13 protein-coding genes and 1 pseudogene are annotated in these 14,824 nt (G+C 58.4%); 3 read left to right on the top strand and 11 right to left on the bottom strand.

Going from position 1 to position 14,824, the window contains the following annotated elements; all coding sequences use genetic code 11:
* Positions 1–377 (bottom strand): LysR family transcriptional regulator (locus RHIBUN_RS0129255; RefSeq protein WP_025662328.1); only part of this gene is annotated, 377 nt, incomplete at its 3' end.
* 92 nt (positions 378–469) lie between these two features.
* Here RHIBUN_RS0129255 and RHIBUN_RS0129250 point away from each other — a divergent pair.
* A complete protein-coding gene (locus RHIBUN_RS0129250) occupies positions 470–715 on the top strand; it encodes a helix-turn-helix transcriptional regulator (RefSeq protein WP_025662327.1) in 246 nt (81 codons plus the stop codon).
* A gap of 40 nt (positions 716–755) precedes the next feature.
* Here RHIBUN_RS0129250 and RHIBUN_RS37685 read toward each other — a convergent pair.
* The 9 genes and pseudogenes from RHIBUN_RS37685 to RHIBUN_RS0129210 all read right to left on the bottom strand — a co-directional run.
* Positions 756–912, bottom strand: a pseudogene (locus RHIBUN_RS37685) (VapC toxin family PIN domain ribonuclease); the annotation flags it as partial.
* 768 nt (positions 913–1,680) lie between these two features.
* The gene (locus RHIBUN_RS37680) at positions 1,681–1,866 is read right to left on the bottom strand and encodes a hypothetical protein (protein ID WP_018116380.1); all 186 of its coding nucleotides are present in this window, start codon (positions 1,864–1,866) and stop codon (positions 1,681–1,683) included.
* A 209-nt stretch (positions 1,867–2,075) separates the two neighbouring features.
* A complete protein-coding gene (locus tag RHIBUN_RS0129240; RefSeq protein ID WP_025662326.1) occupies positions 2,076–2,264 on the bottom strand; it encodes a hypothetical protein in 189 nt (62 codons plus the stop codon).
* Positions 2,265–2,480: 216 nt separating this feature from the next.
* Entirely contained in the window at positions 2,481–3,551 is a 1,071-nt protein-coding gene (gene ugpC, locus RHIBUN_RS0129235) for a sn-glycerol-3-phosphate ABC transporter ATP-binding protein UgpC (RefSeq protein WP_025662325.1), read from the bottom strand.
* A gap of 22 nt (positions 3,552–3,573) precedes the next feature.
* Positions 3,574–4,428, bottom strand: coding sequence for a sugar phosphate isomerase/epimerase family protein (locus tag RHIBUN_RS0129230; RefSeq protein ID WP_025662324.1), 855 nt, complete (start codon positions 4,426–4,428; stop codon positions 3,574–3,576).
* A 31-nt stretch (positions 4,429–4,459) separates the two neighbouring features.
* A complete protein-coding gene (locus tag RHIBUN_RS0129225; RefSeq protein WP_025662323.1) occupies positions 4,460–5,698 on the bottom strand; it encodes an ROK family transcriptional regulator in 1,239 nt (412 codons plus the stop codon).
* Between the two features lie 41 nt (positions 5,699–5,739).
* The gene (locus RHIBUN_RS0129220; RefSeq protein ID WP_018116375.1) at positions 5,740–6,582 is read right to left on the bottom strand and encodes a carbohydrate ABC transporter permease; all 843 of its coding nucleotides are present in this window, start codon (positions 6,580–6,582) and stop codon (positions 5,740–5,742) included.
* On the bottom strand, positions 6,579–7,508 hold the full coding sequence (locus tag RHIBUN_RS0129215) for a sugar ABC transporter permease (protein ID WP_025662322.1): 930 nt from the start codon (positions 7,506–7,508) through the stop codon (positions 6,579–6,581). Before RHIBUN_RS0129215 ends, RHIBUN_RS0129220 begins: the two co-directional genes overlap by 4 nt.
* 68 nt (positions 7,509–7,576) lie before the next feature.
* Positions 7,577–8,875 (bottom strand): extracellular solute-binding protein, encoded by a 1,299-nt coding sequence (locus tag RHIBUN_RS0129210; protein ID WP_025662321.1) that lies wholly within the window; start codon positions 8,873–8,875, stop codon positions 7,577–7,579.
* 269 nt (positions 8,876–9,144) lie between these two features.
* Between RHIBUN_RS0129210 and RHIBUN_RS0129205 the strand changes: the two genes are divergently transcribed.
* Positions 9,145–10,191, top strand: coding sequence for a Gfo/Idh/MocA family oxidoreductase (locus RHIBUN_RS0129205; RefSeq protein WP_025662320.1), 1,047 nt, complete (start codon positions 9,145–9,147; stop codon positions 10,189–10,191).
* A gap of 15 nt (positions 10,192–10,206) precedes the next feature.
* Here RHIBUN_RS0129205 and RHIBUN_RS0129200 read toward each other — a convergent pair whose 3' ends face one another.
* Positions 10,207–11,343 carry an ROK family transcriptional regulator gene (locus RHIBUN_RS0129200; protein ID WP_025662319.1) on the bottom strand — a complete coding sequence of 379 codons (1,137 nt, stop codon included), beginning with the start codon at positions 11,341–11,343 and terminating at the stop codon, positions 10,207–10,209.
* Positions 11,344–11,555: 212 nt separating this feature from the next.
* Here RHIBUN_RS0129200 and RHIBUN_RS0129195 point away from each other — a divergent pair, with 212 nt between their 5' ends.
* Complete coding sequence (locus RHIBUN_RS0129195; protein ID WP_025662318.1) at positions 11,556–14,582, top strand: glycoside hydrolase family 38 C-terminal domain-containing protein; 3,027 nt, start codon at positions 11,556–11,558, stop codon at positions 14,580–14,582.
* Positions 14,583–14,824 lie beyond the last annotated feature (242 nt).

Below are 14,824 nucleotides of genomic sequence, written 5' to 3'. Positions count from 1 at the left end.
GACGCGATATGGATGCGGACATCGGGATACTTGCGGGCGATCTTGGCAAGGAAGGTCGGCAGCATGCCCATGGTGGCCGGGTAGATGCTGCCGATCCTGATCTGGCGGATGCGACTGCCGCCGGCCGCCCGCGTCAATTCGGTGGTCAGGTCGATGTCGCTCAAGATCCGCACACAGCGATCGTAGAAGGTTTCCCCTGCCCTGGTCAGTTCCACCCGTCTCGTCGAACGGATGAACAGCGGACAGCCAAGCTCCCTTTCCAGCGACATCACATGATTGCTGAGCGCTGGCTGGGCAATGTGCATCCTGGCTGCCGCCCGGCCGAAGTGCAGTTCCTCGGCCACCGCTTTAAAGTAGGAGAGTTGGCGTAGTTCCAAAGGTTTCACAGCCTCGCACGAAATATCTGAATTTAAGATAACTGAAAATCAGATATAACGGAAGACCCCATCTCTTCATAGGTGGGCGTCCCGTGGCAAAGACCCTAGGCAGTAAAAGACATAAGGCCTTGATCGAGTTGCTGATCGCAAAACGCGAGGCAGCTGGCCTGACACAAGTAGACCTCGCCACTAAGCTCGGTGAATATCAGTCGTTTGTCGCACGATTGGAGAGTGGCCAGCGGAGAGTAGACCTTGTTGAATTCTTGGAGCTATCCGAACTTCTCAAATTCGATGCTGTCGAAGTATTGGAAGCTATCGCGCGAGTTCCCTCGCGTTGATGGAGGAGCCGAACCGCTGACACCGGGATTTACATGATATCTATGCAGACCACGGATTGATCACCTTCAACCCAGCTGCCTTAAAAGGGCTCGTGTCACGGGTTGCGATGGCGTGTCCGTTTTCCAATGCCGTGGTTACAATTATATCCACCAGCATTTCAGATCGCCTTTTAGGATACTCGAGCGCGCGCCATCAGTAAAATTGCGAAGTGGCCACGCGAAGGTAGGGATAGGGTCGGCAGAATGCGGATGTACTTGCTGGCCACTGTCCCGCCGTAGGCGTATGATAATCGCGTTTCCCGTGGGAGCGTACACCGGCGGGCGACTCGGCGATGGCCCTAAGGACTATGGCAGCTCACCGGCACGCCCCAGGGCCTACCGGATTTTCGAACCGGCAGCGGCCAAAATTGACCACCAGACAATGCGAGGGATTCTATCCCGTTGGGACTCTAGTCCCGACTGGCACAGCCCGCCGATTGCGGTAGTCGCTTGGCCATACGCGCGACAGCCCCGCATCCGCGACAGCGGGGCATTTTTCCGCACATTAGTTATTGCGTACATACTAAATTAACCATGAACGCTTAACTTCCAGCACGTTGCTTTTGGAGCCAGGACCCCAGCCCCTCCGGAGCAACGGGTGTGCGGTTGGAGTTTATGGCGAATTTGCTTCGACCGCGCGCTCTCAATGCTAGACGTGCAACAATCCCGACGGTCCCGTGAAAATAGTGCGAAGAAATCACTACGGTCTTGGTATGACCGGAGTATGGCTCTCACGCGAAACGCCGGAGCCGAGCCCTTCTCCAATATTATGCAAAGCACCACGATTGGCTTGGCGCATCCCCAGCGATAAGCGCTTACGCGCACGGCGGTCGGTATGCCCGGCGGCGTGGACCGCTCTTAGGATTGCTTCGTGGTCAGCTAGGCCGAATGAGATTTAAGCTGAGCGCGGTTGTCGGCCGAATTTGTTACCTTGACCGCGATCTGCGCGTCACGTTGTGAACCAGCTCACTGGTCGTCGCGAATTGGCCAAACAAGGCAGTGAGCCTTGCTTCTTCCTTGCCGTCCAAACGGTGCTGCAAGCAAAAATCCGCGATACTCCATACCCTCGTTGTCATGATTGGCTCGGCGGCAGTTGAATCGATGTTTTGCATTTGAGTCCTCCCCACGTGGAGAGGCTATCGGAGCGCAAATTAGCTTGCAATAAAATAAGATCCCCGACCTCAAATTGTCGAAGAAAAGGCAGATTTGGAGAAGGACGACGACGCCGGAATTAACCGTGAGCCAACCCAGGACATGACCACCGCCCCCTGGGTCGACGACGTTCGGTCTGGGCTAAAGACGAATGGCCGCGACCGCGCGCTCAATGTTCGCGTTCCGAGACGTCATCGAAATCGACCATGATGCCGTGACGCGACGCCTCTTCCGTGGCCACCTCAATGGCTTTCTGGATGAAAAGCAGAACGAGGTCATAGTCAGGGCTTTCCCGCGACGCAATCTCTTGCGCAACACGCAAGGTGAAGATCAATTCTCGAGCAATTGTCTCGGTCACAACACCGCCCCCGGAAGCCGGGGACAATTCTAGACGTCGGTCGGACGTGCAACTATCCCAACAGTCCCGTGAACTGGTGCGAAAAACCACTACGGTCTTGGTACACACGTACCAAGCCTCTCACACGAAGCGCCGCAACCGAGCCGGTTGACCTACAAGCGGTGGCGAAACTTCCATCGGGAAATCTCGCACAATGTCCACAGCGGCAACCCTTTTTCACGCGGACGTGGTCAACATCGGTTCGCCTGCGGTGATGCGCCGTTCACCCTCGTCAAACAGGTGGACTGCATCGTGGACCGGAGCAATCCGCAGTACCTCGTCAGGGGCTGCCCTGATCCTTTCACGAAAGACGCAACTGATCGTCTGGGTACCAAGGCGGGCTATCACCAACGTCTCCGACCCCGTCGGTTCAACGACCACGATTTTCACTTCGATGCCATTGGGGTCGAGCCTGATGTGCTCCGGGCGAATGCCGTAGGTAACGGCGTCGCACGGGCGTCGCTCGCTTGGCAGGACGAGCCCGTCCTCTGTCCGGAAGCCCTCGTTCGTCATGCTTCCCTTGATGAAGTTCATTGCGGGAGAACCGATGAAACCGGCGACGAAGAGGTTGTTCGGGCGATCGTAGAGCTCAAGTGGCGAACCCGACTGTTCAATCAACCCGTCCTTCATCACCACAATCTTGTCCGCCATCGTCATCGCCTCGATCTGATCGTGCGTGACATAAATAGTCGTGGTCTGCAGCCGCTGATGCAGCTCTTTGATCTCGGATCGCATCTGGACACGGAGCTTGGCATCAAGGTTCGATAGAGGTTCGTCGAAAAGGAAAACGGCGGGATCGCGAACGATCGCGCGGCCCATCGCAACTCGCTGCCGCTGGCCGCCGGACAATTGCTTCGGATAGCGCTCGAGAAGGGCCTCAAGACCCAGGATCTTGGCAGCGTTGCCGACACGCTGATCGATTTCCGTCTTCGGCATGCGCTTCAGCCGCAATGAGAAGCCCATGTTTCTCGCGACCGTCATATGCGGATAGAGGGCGTAATTCTGAAACACCATGGCAATGTCGCGATCTTTTGGCGCCAGCTCATTGACAATATGCTTGCCGATCTGGATCTCGCCCGAGCTGATGTCTTCCAGACCGGCGATCATTCTGAGCAGGGTGGATTTGCCGCAGCCAGAGGGCCCGACGAGCACGACGAACTCACCGTCGCGGATATCGACGGAAACGCCCTTGATGGCTTTGAAGGCGCCATAGTCCTTGCGCGCGTTGTTCACTCTGACATGGGCCATTTGCGTCCTCCCGGGGTCGCTCTCAAAGCTTGTTCAAAACGTTTCTGAGATAGGCGAGGCCAAGGCGTTCGCCCTCTTTTCGTGCTTCGAGATCCTTGCCCGGCCATCCGTAGGCGGCATCCTCGTGCTCGATCGAAAGGGTGCCGTTAAAGCCGTTGGTGCGGGCCTGACGCATGAACCGCGGCCAGTCGAGGAGGCCCTTGCCTGGCAGCTTGTACTGCCACCAACCCTTGCCGTGATAGCCAACGACCTGCTGCGTGGCCGCATCGATTGCGGTATCCTTGGCGTGGAGGATGGCGATGCGATCCCTGACTGCGTCCATTGCGGCATAGGGGTCAATGCCAATGCGGATAAGGTGCGAAGGATCAAATTCGAGACCAAAGCGCCGGTCGGGTATCCGCTTGAAGAGCTCATCCCAGCCCTTCGGCGTGGTTCCAATGAAGTTGTCCTTGGGGCCCGGCCAGTTCTCGATTGCGAAGATGAGACCGCTTGCTGCCGTCTTGCTGATCAGCTGATTGGCGAACTCGGCAAAACCATCATAGTTGGCTTCGTCGTCAGCATTGTCGTCGCGTCCGGGAAAGATCACAAAGATCGGCACGCCCGCTTCGCCGATCGCCTCAGCAAATTCCTCCGTCCTGTCGCGAAGTTCGCTACGCTTGCCGCGATCGCTGTCGAGTTGATTGCCGAAGTAGGTGATAGAAGAGACGAAGAGATTGTGGTCGCGAGCGAGTGTGACGGCGGCCCGCACCCTCTCCGGCGTCTTGATATGGCCGCCGACATCAATTTCGATTGCGTCGAAACCGGCAGAGGCAGCGAACTCCACCACTTCCTCGAGCGGCCGATCGTTGAATGTCGACGTATAAAACCCAATCCTCATCAAAATCCTCCCAGTGGCATTGCCGGCTGCGTCAGTTGTTCAGGCGATCCATGAATTTGAGGGGCGAACGGGTGCGTTGAACGGCATCGGCCGATGCCAGCATCAGGGCCGCCCCCATTGGCATCGCTGCCGCACCAAGCGCTGAGGCGTCCTCGCCGAGCGAAGCGCGATGCAGCGAAGGCAAAGTGGTTTCTCCTGCCGTCAGATGTTCGTGAACATAGCGCAGCAACTCGTCGATCATGCGGATCGGGAGTCGGCCCCCTATAATGATGGCGTCAGGGTCGACGATCATGCCGATATGCTTGACCGCAACGGCAAGATGCGCACTCATTTCCTTGAGCCACTTCGAAACAAGCGCTCTGCCGTGCCCGTCAAGCGATAAGAGGTCCTGGGGTACGCTCGCACGGATGCCGTGCTCCGCCAGGAATTTGTAGAGGAAGAGGAGCGTCACCTTTTCGCCAAGCAGATCGACCTTCTGTGCGGTCTTGTCCCGGTCATTGGCAATCGGCAGCCAACCGATTTCGCCGCTCAGAGCCATGGCGCCGCGATGGCCGCTGCCATCGAGCACGAGGCCTCCGCCCAGGCAGGCATTGATGGCGATATAAAAGAAACTGCGGCTTTCCGCTCCAAGACCGTAGTCAAGCTCGGCAAGGGCTGCGGCATTCGTCTCATTTTCGATGAAGACCGGATGCTGTGTCAGATTTTCAAGTGCCGCGCGTACGTCGAACTCCATCCAATCGGAATAGTCGTCAGGCATGCCAAGGAACGAGATTTCGCCGAGCCAGTCCGGCATCGCAAGGCCAATTCCGGCCAGATGTGCGTCGTCGATCAGGCGGCTTCGCTGGAAATGCGATATCGCATCGGCCGTCAGCTGCATGAATTCGGCAGGGCGCACGTAACGTTTCTCGTGATGGACGCGTGCGCGCACGTTGCCGACGGCATCAACAGCGAGGATCGTCAGGTGATCGCGGTCGATGTTGATACCGATCGCGAAGAAGGCGTCGGGATTGATCTCGAGCTCGATTGCCGGCTGGCCCCTCAGCCCATGCCGGCGGCGAGCCTCAATGATAAGTCCCTCGTCAAGCAGGCGATCTACGATCCGGGCGATCGCCGGCTTGGTAAAACCGGTCTGCCTGGCGATCTCGGCTCGTGAAATCGGTGCCTGCCGGTGGATACAGCGCAGCACAACGGCTCTGTTGTGCTCGCCCGCATCCTCAACATTGGCCCCCGTCAGGTCGGGGGACAATCTGGTGCCGGTTATCTGGTTCATGAATCGGGATCCTTGATCAGCCACGGAAACGCAAACCGTCCTTATCCCTTTACCGCGCCGCTGGTCATGGCACCGAGGATCAGCCGCTGGAGCGACAGGAACGCCACGATCGCGGGCACGACGGAGATCAGGCAGGCGGCCGCAAGCAGCTGGATGGACGAGTCGGTTTGCATGCCACGGAAGTTAAAGATTCCAACGCCGATCGGCATCAGATTGTTTTGTGTGAGCAGAAGAAAGGGCACGAGAAACTGCGACCAGCCTGCAATCACGGTGATGATGAAGACGGAAGCGATACCAGGCGCTGACAGCGGCAGGACGATCCGCCAGAAAACCGAAAAGCGGTTGCATCCGTCGATCATGGCCGCTTCGTCAAGACTGCGGGGGATCCCGTCGACCGTGCTTTTCAACAGCCACGTCGCGAGCGGCACGCCAAGAGCAATGTAGACCATCGTCACCGCAAAATGTGTGTCGAGCAGACCGAGACGGTTCATGTAGCGATAGAGCGGCACCATGATGACCAGCGGCGAGATCATCTGGAAGAGCAAAAGACCCATCATCGACAGCCCCTTGCCGCGGAACTGGAAACGCGAGAAGGCGTAAGCGGCCGGCAAGGCGACGATCAGGACGCCGAGGCCGCTCAGCGCGGCAAGTTTCAGCCCGTTCCAGAGATAAAGCGGGAAGTAGCTGTTATTGAGCACTGTTGCGAAATTGTCGATGGTGGGGTTGTGCGGGATATAGCGTGCCACGCCGCGATAGATTTCGCGTTTGTCACGCAAGGCCATCGACAGGAGATAGCTGAGGGGACCGGCGAAGAAGATGAACATCGCCAGCATGAAGAGGTAGCTCAGGAAATCGCCGGAGCGCGTGCCGGTACGCCTGCTCATTGCTGTTCCTCCTTGGGCAGGAACGATGCGTAAACGAAGGCAAGTCCGAGGCTGATGATCAGCATCAGAACTGAGAGCACACTTCCGCCGGAAAGGTCGTAATTGCGGAAGACGATATTGAACACGTAAAGCGAGATAACCTCGGTCGCGCGCCCGGGGCCGCCGCCCGTCAGCGTGATGATCGCATCGAAGGTATTGAGCGTCATGATCGTAATGAGGATCATATTGACGAGCATGGCTGCGCGCAGCTGGGGGATGGTGATGAAGAAGAACTGCTGCGAGCCCGTTGCGCCGTCGACATCGGCCGCTTCGTACAGCGAGGGGTCGATCGATTTGAGCGCGGCGTACATGACCACCATCGAGAAGGCAGTGCCGCGCCAGATGTTGGCAATCAGCGCCGACCACGGGGCGATTGCCGGATCGGAAAGCCAGGCGACGACAGGCAGGTGCATGAGCCGCAAGATGCTGTTTAGCGCCCCGTATGGAGCCTCGGAAAACAGCATCTGCCAGATGATGCCGCCGGCGATCCCCGGAACGACCCAGGCAATGAGCGCTGTCGTGCGCAGGATGGTCGTGCCGAACAGGCCACGCTTCTCGCCGCGAACGACGACGACGGCCACGGCAAGACCCAGTATCTGCTGACCGATGACGCTGCCACCGACAAAAATTACGGTTGCCCACAGGATGTCGGGAAGCTGCGGCGAACTCAGCGTGTTTGATATCGTGCTCAGCGTATAGACGGGATTGTCGCCGATCAGCGTTGCATTGGTGAACGACAGGCGGAAAACGTCGATCACCGGGTAGAGATAGAAGATGCCGATGACGACGATCACCGGCATGATCCAGGGCAAGGGTGCCCCGGCAAAACGGCGCATGAACGGTCTGCTGTGAGGCGCGCTGGCAGCCTCGATGGCAATTGGGCTCATTGGGCTTCTCTGTCCGGGTTTGACACGAACGGCGACGCCCGTCATGGGCGCCGCCGCGATCTCATTCGCTAGAGACGCTTGTAAGCCTCCATCGTCGCGTTGAACGCGGCATCCAGAGCCTCTTCCGGCTTCTTGGTTCCAGACAGCACATCGCCCATCATGATCTGGATCTGGTTGGAGATTTCCGGATAGATCGGGGCGCCTGGACGGGCCTGACCATCGACAAGAGCGCCGGCAAAGGTCTTGTTGGCTTCCGTGGCGAAGACATCATACTTGTCGAAGAGCGATTTGCGCGTCGGCAACTGCTGCTGCAGCGCATTGGCTGGTCCCATGTAGACTTCGCGAGCAAGGTTGGCGCACATTTCCACCTTGTCCTTGTCCTTGCTGAACGAGGCGATCGTCCATCCGCCCGTTCCTGTGGAGCGCTGATCGGCGGTTGGACCGGGGATCGGCGAGAAGGTCCAGTTCTTGAACTCGTCTTCGTCGAGCGTGACCTTCAGCTGGGCATATTGCCAGTTGCCACCGATGAAGAGAGCAGTGGTTCCAGCCGCCGCCGCGGCGTTGAGGTCGTCATAGTTGCCGATGGTTGTCACGCGCTTCGGCGCTGCACCGGAATCGACGAGGTCCTTGTAATAGGTCAGGGCCTTCAGGAATTTCTCCTTGTTTTCACCCTCACCGAAGATCGGCTTACCGGAATCGTCGACGAGCTTGCCGCCGAGCGCCCAGTAGTTCGCCAGCCAATCGAAGGTGGACCCCTCGTAGCGGCCCGCGTTGAAGAGGATGCCTTCCATGCCCTTGTCGACGGAAGAAAGCCCGGCCTTCTTCAGGTCATCCCAGGTCTGGGGCGCATCGGCCACGATCGATTTGTTGCGGTAGAGCACGCGAAGGTCTGTATCCCACCACCATGCACGGATCGTCTGGTCCTTGTCGGTAATGCCGTTGCGGATGAAGGGGAAAAGGTCGTTGATCTCGTCCTTCGAGAAATAGGGCGTGAAGTCGGCGAGGACGTGGTTGACCATGAACTGGGAGAGCACGAAGGAGTCGACCGCAGCGCAATCCGGAGCATTTCCGGCCTTGGCCTGCTCGAGCATCTTGGCCTGTTCGGTGCCTATGTCAGCCGACATGAACTGCATCTGCAGTTTCCACTCGGGATGCTTCTTGATGAAGTCTACGAAGAGTTTCTGATACCCCTCGGCAATAGCCGGATCTGCGTTGTTGGGACTATCGTTCGTGAGCCGTACGACGAGGGTTTTCGGTGCGTCGGCAGCGCCGATCCGGTCCTTTGTCGCGAGCTCCTGGGCAAATGCGGCAGGCACTGAAAATAACATTGTGCTCAGCGCTAGTGCGCTGATGAACGCTCTCTTCATGATGGGTCTCCTCCCCATTTAAACGGATACAGCCTGGTGGTCGGTTGACCTCTCCTCATTTCCATGCTGCATTAATTAGATTAAGTTACTTTGATTTGATGTCAAGCCGCAGCTTGGGAGGATTGAGATGCCGGCGACATTCAACACAAGTTAGCGGCTCGCAACCGCACTTCCCGATCACACAAGAATTGAGCCATTTCGGGCACCCGCAATGGCGTGGTGAGGCTTTGCCTCGGCTATGGCCAAATGTGACTTCCATGGAGGAAAAGATGCGCTTACTCATTCTCGGCACCGGTGGGATGGCAAACCAGCATGCTCTAAATTTCAAGGCGATCGACGGCGTTAGCGTCGTGGGCGGGGTGGACGTCGTGCCAGAACGGCTGGCGGTCTTTTGTTCGGAGCACAGCATCCCCAACCACTTCAGCTCGCTGGAGGAAGCCCTTGCCTGGGGCGAGTTTGATGCCGTTGCCAACGTCACGCCAGACCGTATTCACCACCCGACTACGCTTCAGGCGATTGCAGCGGGCAAACATGTCTTTTGCGAGAAACCACTGGCGACCGATGCCATCAAGGCGATGGAAATGACCGATGCCATAGAGAAAGCGGGCAAGGTCGGCATGGTCAACTTCACCTATCGCAATTCGCCCGCCCTGCAGAAGGGCCGCCAGATGGTGCTGGCCGGTGAGATCGGCGAGATCAGGCATGTCGAGGCATCCCACCTGCAGAGCTGGCTTGTCGGGCGTCATTGGGGCGACTGGAAAACCGAGAGCAAGTGGCTTTGGCGTCTCAGCAAGAAGCATGGGTCGAACGGCGCACTCGGCGATATCGGCATCCATATCGTCGATTTTGCCTCCTACGGCTCGGGACTGGATGTCGCCCATGTCTTCGCGCGGCTGAAAACCTTCAACAAGGCGCCGGGCGACAAGATCGGCGAATATGATCTCGATGCGAATGACAGCTTCACGATGAATGTCGACTTTACCAGCGGGGCGATCGGCACCATCCAGGCGACGCGAACTGCCGCCGGCCAGATGGATCAACTGCGTCTCAGGGTCTATGGCGAGACGGGGTCGATCGAGATGATCTATGACACCGGAAAGTCAACGCTGCGCGCTTGCCTCAAAGAAGACGTTCACACCGCGACATGGCGTGACGTTCCCTTCGAGCCGGTGGAGACCAACTACCAGCGGTTCGTGCAGGCCGTCCGGGCAGGCAAGACACAGGAACCCTCCTTCCGCCGCGCGGCAAATATCCAAAAGGTGCTCGATAAGGCGCTTGCCTCCGACATCAGCCACGCAGACGAGGCATTGGCCTGAGACGGCACGTCGGTGTCAGACGGAAACCGGCGGCAGCAAGGTGTTGAGAAAGGGTAGCAGTGCCGCTCCCAACGCAACGCCGCCGCCACTGAAGCTTGCGGGTTTCATCGGCGAAATCCATGGCGTCAGGAAGGGCCGTTTGGATGTGTCACGGCGTTCGACCGAGAGCTGGTGAATCAGCGCCTCGATGGCGCCTCGCGGAAGGTCGCCGCCAATCATGATGGTGCTCGGCGCGATGAAGCCTGCAATCGCAATGATCGGGTCGAGCAGGTGGCTTGCGGCGTCGCGGATCCACTGGGTCAACTGAGGGGAAGACACCTCCTCGCCCGCGATAAGGCACTTGAACTCGTCATCACTGACGAGTGCGCGCAGGGCGCCGAAGCCGACCACTGTGTTCAGCTGGACATTGTCGGGGCCGGTCAGCATCTCGCCGATGCTGCCTGCGCGTCCATGCATGCCTGAATAAGGAACGCCGCGAACGAGGAACCCGGCCTGCACATCTTCGTCGATGATGATCATCGCCAGTCCACCTTCGGGGGCAGGCGCGCCAATGGTGCGCTCGGCAAGGAGGCTTGCCGTGCACTCATTTTCCACATGGCTGCGAACAACGATCGATGCCGCGTCGAGCTCATCGCTTTCTTGCGAAGTCCAATCATTTGAGCCTATCCCCATGCCAATGATCGGCAGGCCGGCATGCCGACCCATCATGGTCTGCGTGGCTGAAAGGATCGACGGAACTCTTGCTGTCGGCACGAGCGGAAAATATTGCCGGTCACGGACCTGGCCGCTGAGATCGATAAGGACGGCTTCGCCCCTGCTTTGCCGGACCCTGACGCCGATTGAAAATGCGCCATCCGGACGTAACGCAAATTCGGTGGCGGTTGCACCACTACCGGGGCCGCTTCGCCGATGCGATGTCACCAGACCCTCGTCGCCGAGGCGGCGCAGAATATTGGTGATACCCGGGCCTGTGAGCCCGGAGTGCTGGCCGAGCTCCATGCGGGTCAATGGACCGTGCCGGCGGATTGCCTCAAGGATGACGCGGATATTTCTGTCTGCGATTTCTCCCGACCGCAAACCAATTGTTTTTCCCCGCGAAACGGCCGATTCATCTGGTTGGCGTCGTCGCGGCCCAGAACGAAGATACCGCATAACTGTCTTCCCCAAGCACCTGAATGCTTGTGTATCACAAGGAAAACTCTCGCAACTTATTTCTTGTGCGCTTGACGGAAAAACAAAGTTACTTAATCTAAGCGCTGCAACGCGCCTCGGTTGGAGGAGACGGGACGCGGATGCCAGCGGCCCAATCGCGCGACCACATGTTCTCCCCGCCCACAGTCGCTTCTTTTCCGATAGGACCCGCCATGTCTCTCACGATTGCCCAACGCCTTGATCGTCTGAAGGTCCGTACAGCCGAGCTCGCCCACTGGCGCGACAGGCAAAGCGTCCTGATCGACGGCTGGACCTTTGAGGGCGAGCCGATTGCTCATCATCAGGATTGGCCACACCGCAGGGGGACGGTTCATTTCGCGACATCGGTGAGCGCGCCGCGCGACTGGCCAATTGATGACATTCGCCTGCAGCTCGATCTCGGTGGCGAGAGCTTGATCACGTTGCATTATTCTGGCGGCCAGACCGAGACATTCGGGCTCGACCCCTATCATCAGGAGTTCCCGATCAAAGGCAGGGAGTTTTCGATTACCACGGAGAGCGTCGCGCGCTTTCCCTTTGGAGAGCCGAACCGGGCACCGCGGCTCAACAAGGCGCGGCTGATCCGGCTGGATGAGCCAGTCCACAAGCTTCACCTTCTATTGCGGCAAATCGGCGAGGCCGCAGACGCACTCGAAACCCACGAGGTGGTGCCGCACATGATTGACGCGGCCGAACAGGCGCTTGGCAGCCTCGACTGGCCTTCGGACACATCATCCTATATTTCGCGCACATCCGACGCGGTCATGCAGCAGAAGATCTGGGAACTGCCGGAGCTTCAGGTAAATCCGGCCGGTTTGAGTGAGGCGCAGAGCGCTTTGGCAGCTACGGCTTTCGATGCGCTGATTGTGCGACTGAAGGAGCTTCAGACACGTTTTCCGCCGAACGGCGAATTGCTACTGACCGGCCATGCTCATATAGACCTCGCCTGGCTTTGGCCCTACGGCGAGACGCGTCGGAAGATGCGACGCACTTTCAACACCGCGCTTTCGCTGATGGAGCGGTCGGACGACTTCCGGTTCAATCAATCGACTGCTCACTATTACGCGCAGATGGAGGAAGATGATCCCGAGCTTCTCGAGCGCATCAAGAAGAAGGTCGCCGAGGGCAAGTGGGAGACTGTTGGCGGCATGTGGGTCGAACCCGACACCAACATGCCAACCGGCGAAAGCCTTGCACGGCAGGTGCTTTATGGGCAGCGCTATTTCGAGAAGCAATTCGGCTTGCGCCATACTGTCTGCTGGCTGCCAGATTGCTTCGGCTTTTCGGGGGCATTGCCACAGATCTTGCGGCTTGGAGGTATCGACAGCTTCTTCACGATCAAGGTGAACTGGAGCGAGACCAATCATATTCCGTCTGATCTTTTCTGGTGGAAGGGGCTGGATGGAAGCAAGGTACTGACCCATACCTTCGACAACCCCATGCAGGGCTATAATGGTTTTGTGCAGCCGGACTGCTTCGTGCCGACGTGGAAGAATTTCCGCGGCAAGACGCAGCACGACACGTCTCTGCTGGCGGTCGGCTACGGCGATGGCGGTGGCGGTGTCACCCCGGAGATGGTCGAACGCGAAGTGCAACTGCGTGACTTCCCTGCAATCCCCACCGCACGCTGGGGCACGGTGAAGGGCTATTACGAAATGGCGCACCGGGTTGCGGCAGATAAGGACCTTCCGGTCTGGGATGGGGAAATCTACCTCGAGCTCCACCGCGCCACGCTGACATCGCAAAGCGGCGTCAAGCGCAAGCACCGCCAAGCAGAACGGGCGCTGATAACAGCAGAGACACTCGCCTCACTCGCTCATCTTTTGGGCGCCGACAGACCTCAAAGCCTCGAGGCGGATTGGCGCGTCGTCCTGAAGAACGAGTTTCATGACATCCTGCCGGGCTCGAGCATACGCGAGGTCTACATCGATGCCGAACTGGAGCTCGACGGGGTTATACACAATGCCAGGGTGGAGCAGGCCAAGGCCCTCAAGTCGCTGTCGGCCAATCTTCCGGCAGGTGGAGTGTCGGACGCGTTGATTGCGGTTAACCCGTCACTTGCACCGCGGCCACTTGCTGCAAAGCTCTCCGACGGAACGGTTCTGTCATGCGCCGATCAAGTCGCGCCTCTTTCCGTCGCGGTTTTTGATCGCAAGACACTCAGGTCCGCCGGCACGTTGAAATCAACCGCGCACAGCCTCGAAAACGAGTATCTGTCGGTCGTCATCGGCAAGGATGGAGCCGTTTCAAGCCTCGTCCACAAGGCATCGGGAAGGGAAGCGATAGATGGCACGGCAAATCAGCTATGGGTCTATCCGGCCGACAAGCCCCGCAATTGGGATGCCTGGGACGTTGACGCCGACTATGCCGAAAAGGCTGTCCGCCTCGACAAGCCTGAGAGCATTACGCTTGTCGAACAGGGACCGCACCGCGCCGCGATCCGTGTCGCTTACCGGTACCGAAACTCAACGGTCACTCAGCTCTATGTGCTGACGGCCAATGCGCGCCGGCTTGACGTCGAGATGACGATCGACTGGCATGACCGGCGTACGCTTTTGAGAACGCTGAACCCGGTCGCTGTGCGCTCGCGCACCGCCAACTTCGAATGCGCTTACGGCGTCGTCGAGAGGCAAACGCATACGAACACGTCTTGGGAACAGGCGATGTTCGAGGCTGCCGCGCATCGTTTTGTCGATCTGAGCGAACCGGGCTTTGGCGTCGCTTTGCTCAACAACGCCAAATACGGACACAGCGCGCGCGGCAATGTCATCGGCATGAGCCTGGTGCGCTCACCGATCTATCCCGATCCACTTGCCGACGAAGGCGAACAAAGCTTCACCTATGCACTGATGCCACATGAGGGCGCATGGCATGAAGGAGGCGTTTTGCAAGAGGCGATCGATCTCAATCAGCCACTCGTTACCATCGAGGCAAGCGGTCTCTCGGCGGGCACACTATCGCCTCTCGGCGTCGAGGGCATACCGGTCGCCCTCTCGGGATTGAAGCCGACCGAGGAGGGAAAGGGTCTGATCCTGCGGATTTACGAACCCGCAGGCCGCCGCGGGCGCCTGTCACTGACATTGCCGTCGGGATGGCAGGCTTCAGGAGCGTTGAACATCCTTGAAGAGCCGATTGAACGTGTTGGACCGGCAGATATCATGCCCTTTGAAATCCGGACCTGGCGGTTGCAGCCACGCTAGCAGCAGCCGGGTCAGGGTCGGCGATGTCATGTCTGGCTTTGTTTATATAGACCCCGCCTGATTGCAGCGGTCGCAGAATATCGACCGATGTCGGTTCCAATCACGGTGATCTCTTCAATGGAGGCTCTGCCCATGCGGTATCCAATTCGTGCCCGTAGCCGCGACGTTGTGTATTTTGCCTCCTTGAATGGAGCCGAGGTATGTCATATATTCTGTACAGAAAATGTGACATCCAATATGGC

It is taken from the genome of Rhizobium sp. IBUN (genome assembly GCF_000510625.1).
Lineage (GTDB): Bacteria > Pseudomonadota > Alphaproteobacteria > Rhizobiales > Rhizobiaceae > Rhizobium > Rhizobium altiplani.
The sequence above is the reverse complement of the archived record's forward strand: the minus strand, read 5'-3'. Positions and strand labels throughout refer to the sequence as shown.

Excerpts from the sequence above, each read along its gene's own strand:
- RHIBUN_RS0129225 (WP_025662323.1), bottom strand. The coding sequence starts at position 5,698 with ATGAACCAGATAACCGGCACCAGATTGTCCCCCGACCTGACGGGGGCC.
- RHIBUN_RS0129230 (WP_025662324.1), bottom strand. The coding sequence starts at position 4,428 with ATGAGGATTGGGTTTTATACGTCGACATTCAACGATCGGCCGCTCGAG.
- RHIBUN_RS0129220 (WP_018116375.1), bottom strand. The coding sequence starts at position 6,582 with ATGAGCAGGCGTACCGGCACGCGCTCCGGCGATTTCCTGAGCTACCTC.
- RHIBUN_RS37680 (WP_018116380.1), bottom strand. The coding sequence starts at position 1,866 with ATGCAAAACATCGATTCAACTGCCGCCGAGCCAATCATGACAACGAGG.
- RHIBUN_RS0129215 (WP_025662322.1), bottom strand. The coding sequence starts at position 7,508 with ATGAGCCCAATTGCCATCGAGGCTGCCAGCGCGCCTCACAGCAGACCG.
- ugpC (WP_025662325.1), bottom strand. The coding sequence starts at position 3,551 with ATGGCCCATGTCAGAGTGAACAACGCGCGCAAGGACTATGGCGCCTTC.
- RHIBUN_RS0129200 (WP_025662319.1), bottom strand. The coding sequence starts at position 11,343 with ATGCGGTATCTTCGTTCTGGGCCGCGACGACGCCAACCAGATGAATCG.
- RHIBUN_RS0129195 (WP_025662318.1), top strand. The coding sequence starts at position 11,556 with ATGTCTCTCACGATTGCCCAACGCCTTGATCGTCTGAAGGTCCGTACA.
- RHIBUN_RS0129205 (WP_025662320.1), top strand. The coding sequence starts at position 9,145 with ATGCGCTTACTCATTCTCGGCACCGGTGGGATGGCAAACCAGCATGCT.
- RHIBUN_RS0129210 (WP_025662321.1), bottom strand. The coding sequence starts at position 8,875 with ATGAAGAGAGCGTTCATCAGCGCACTAGCGCTGAGCACAATGTTATTT.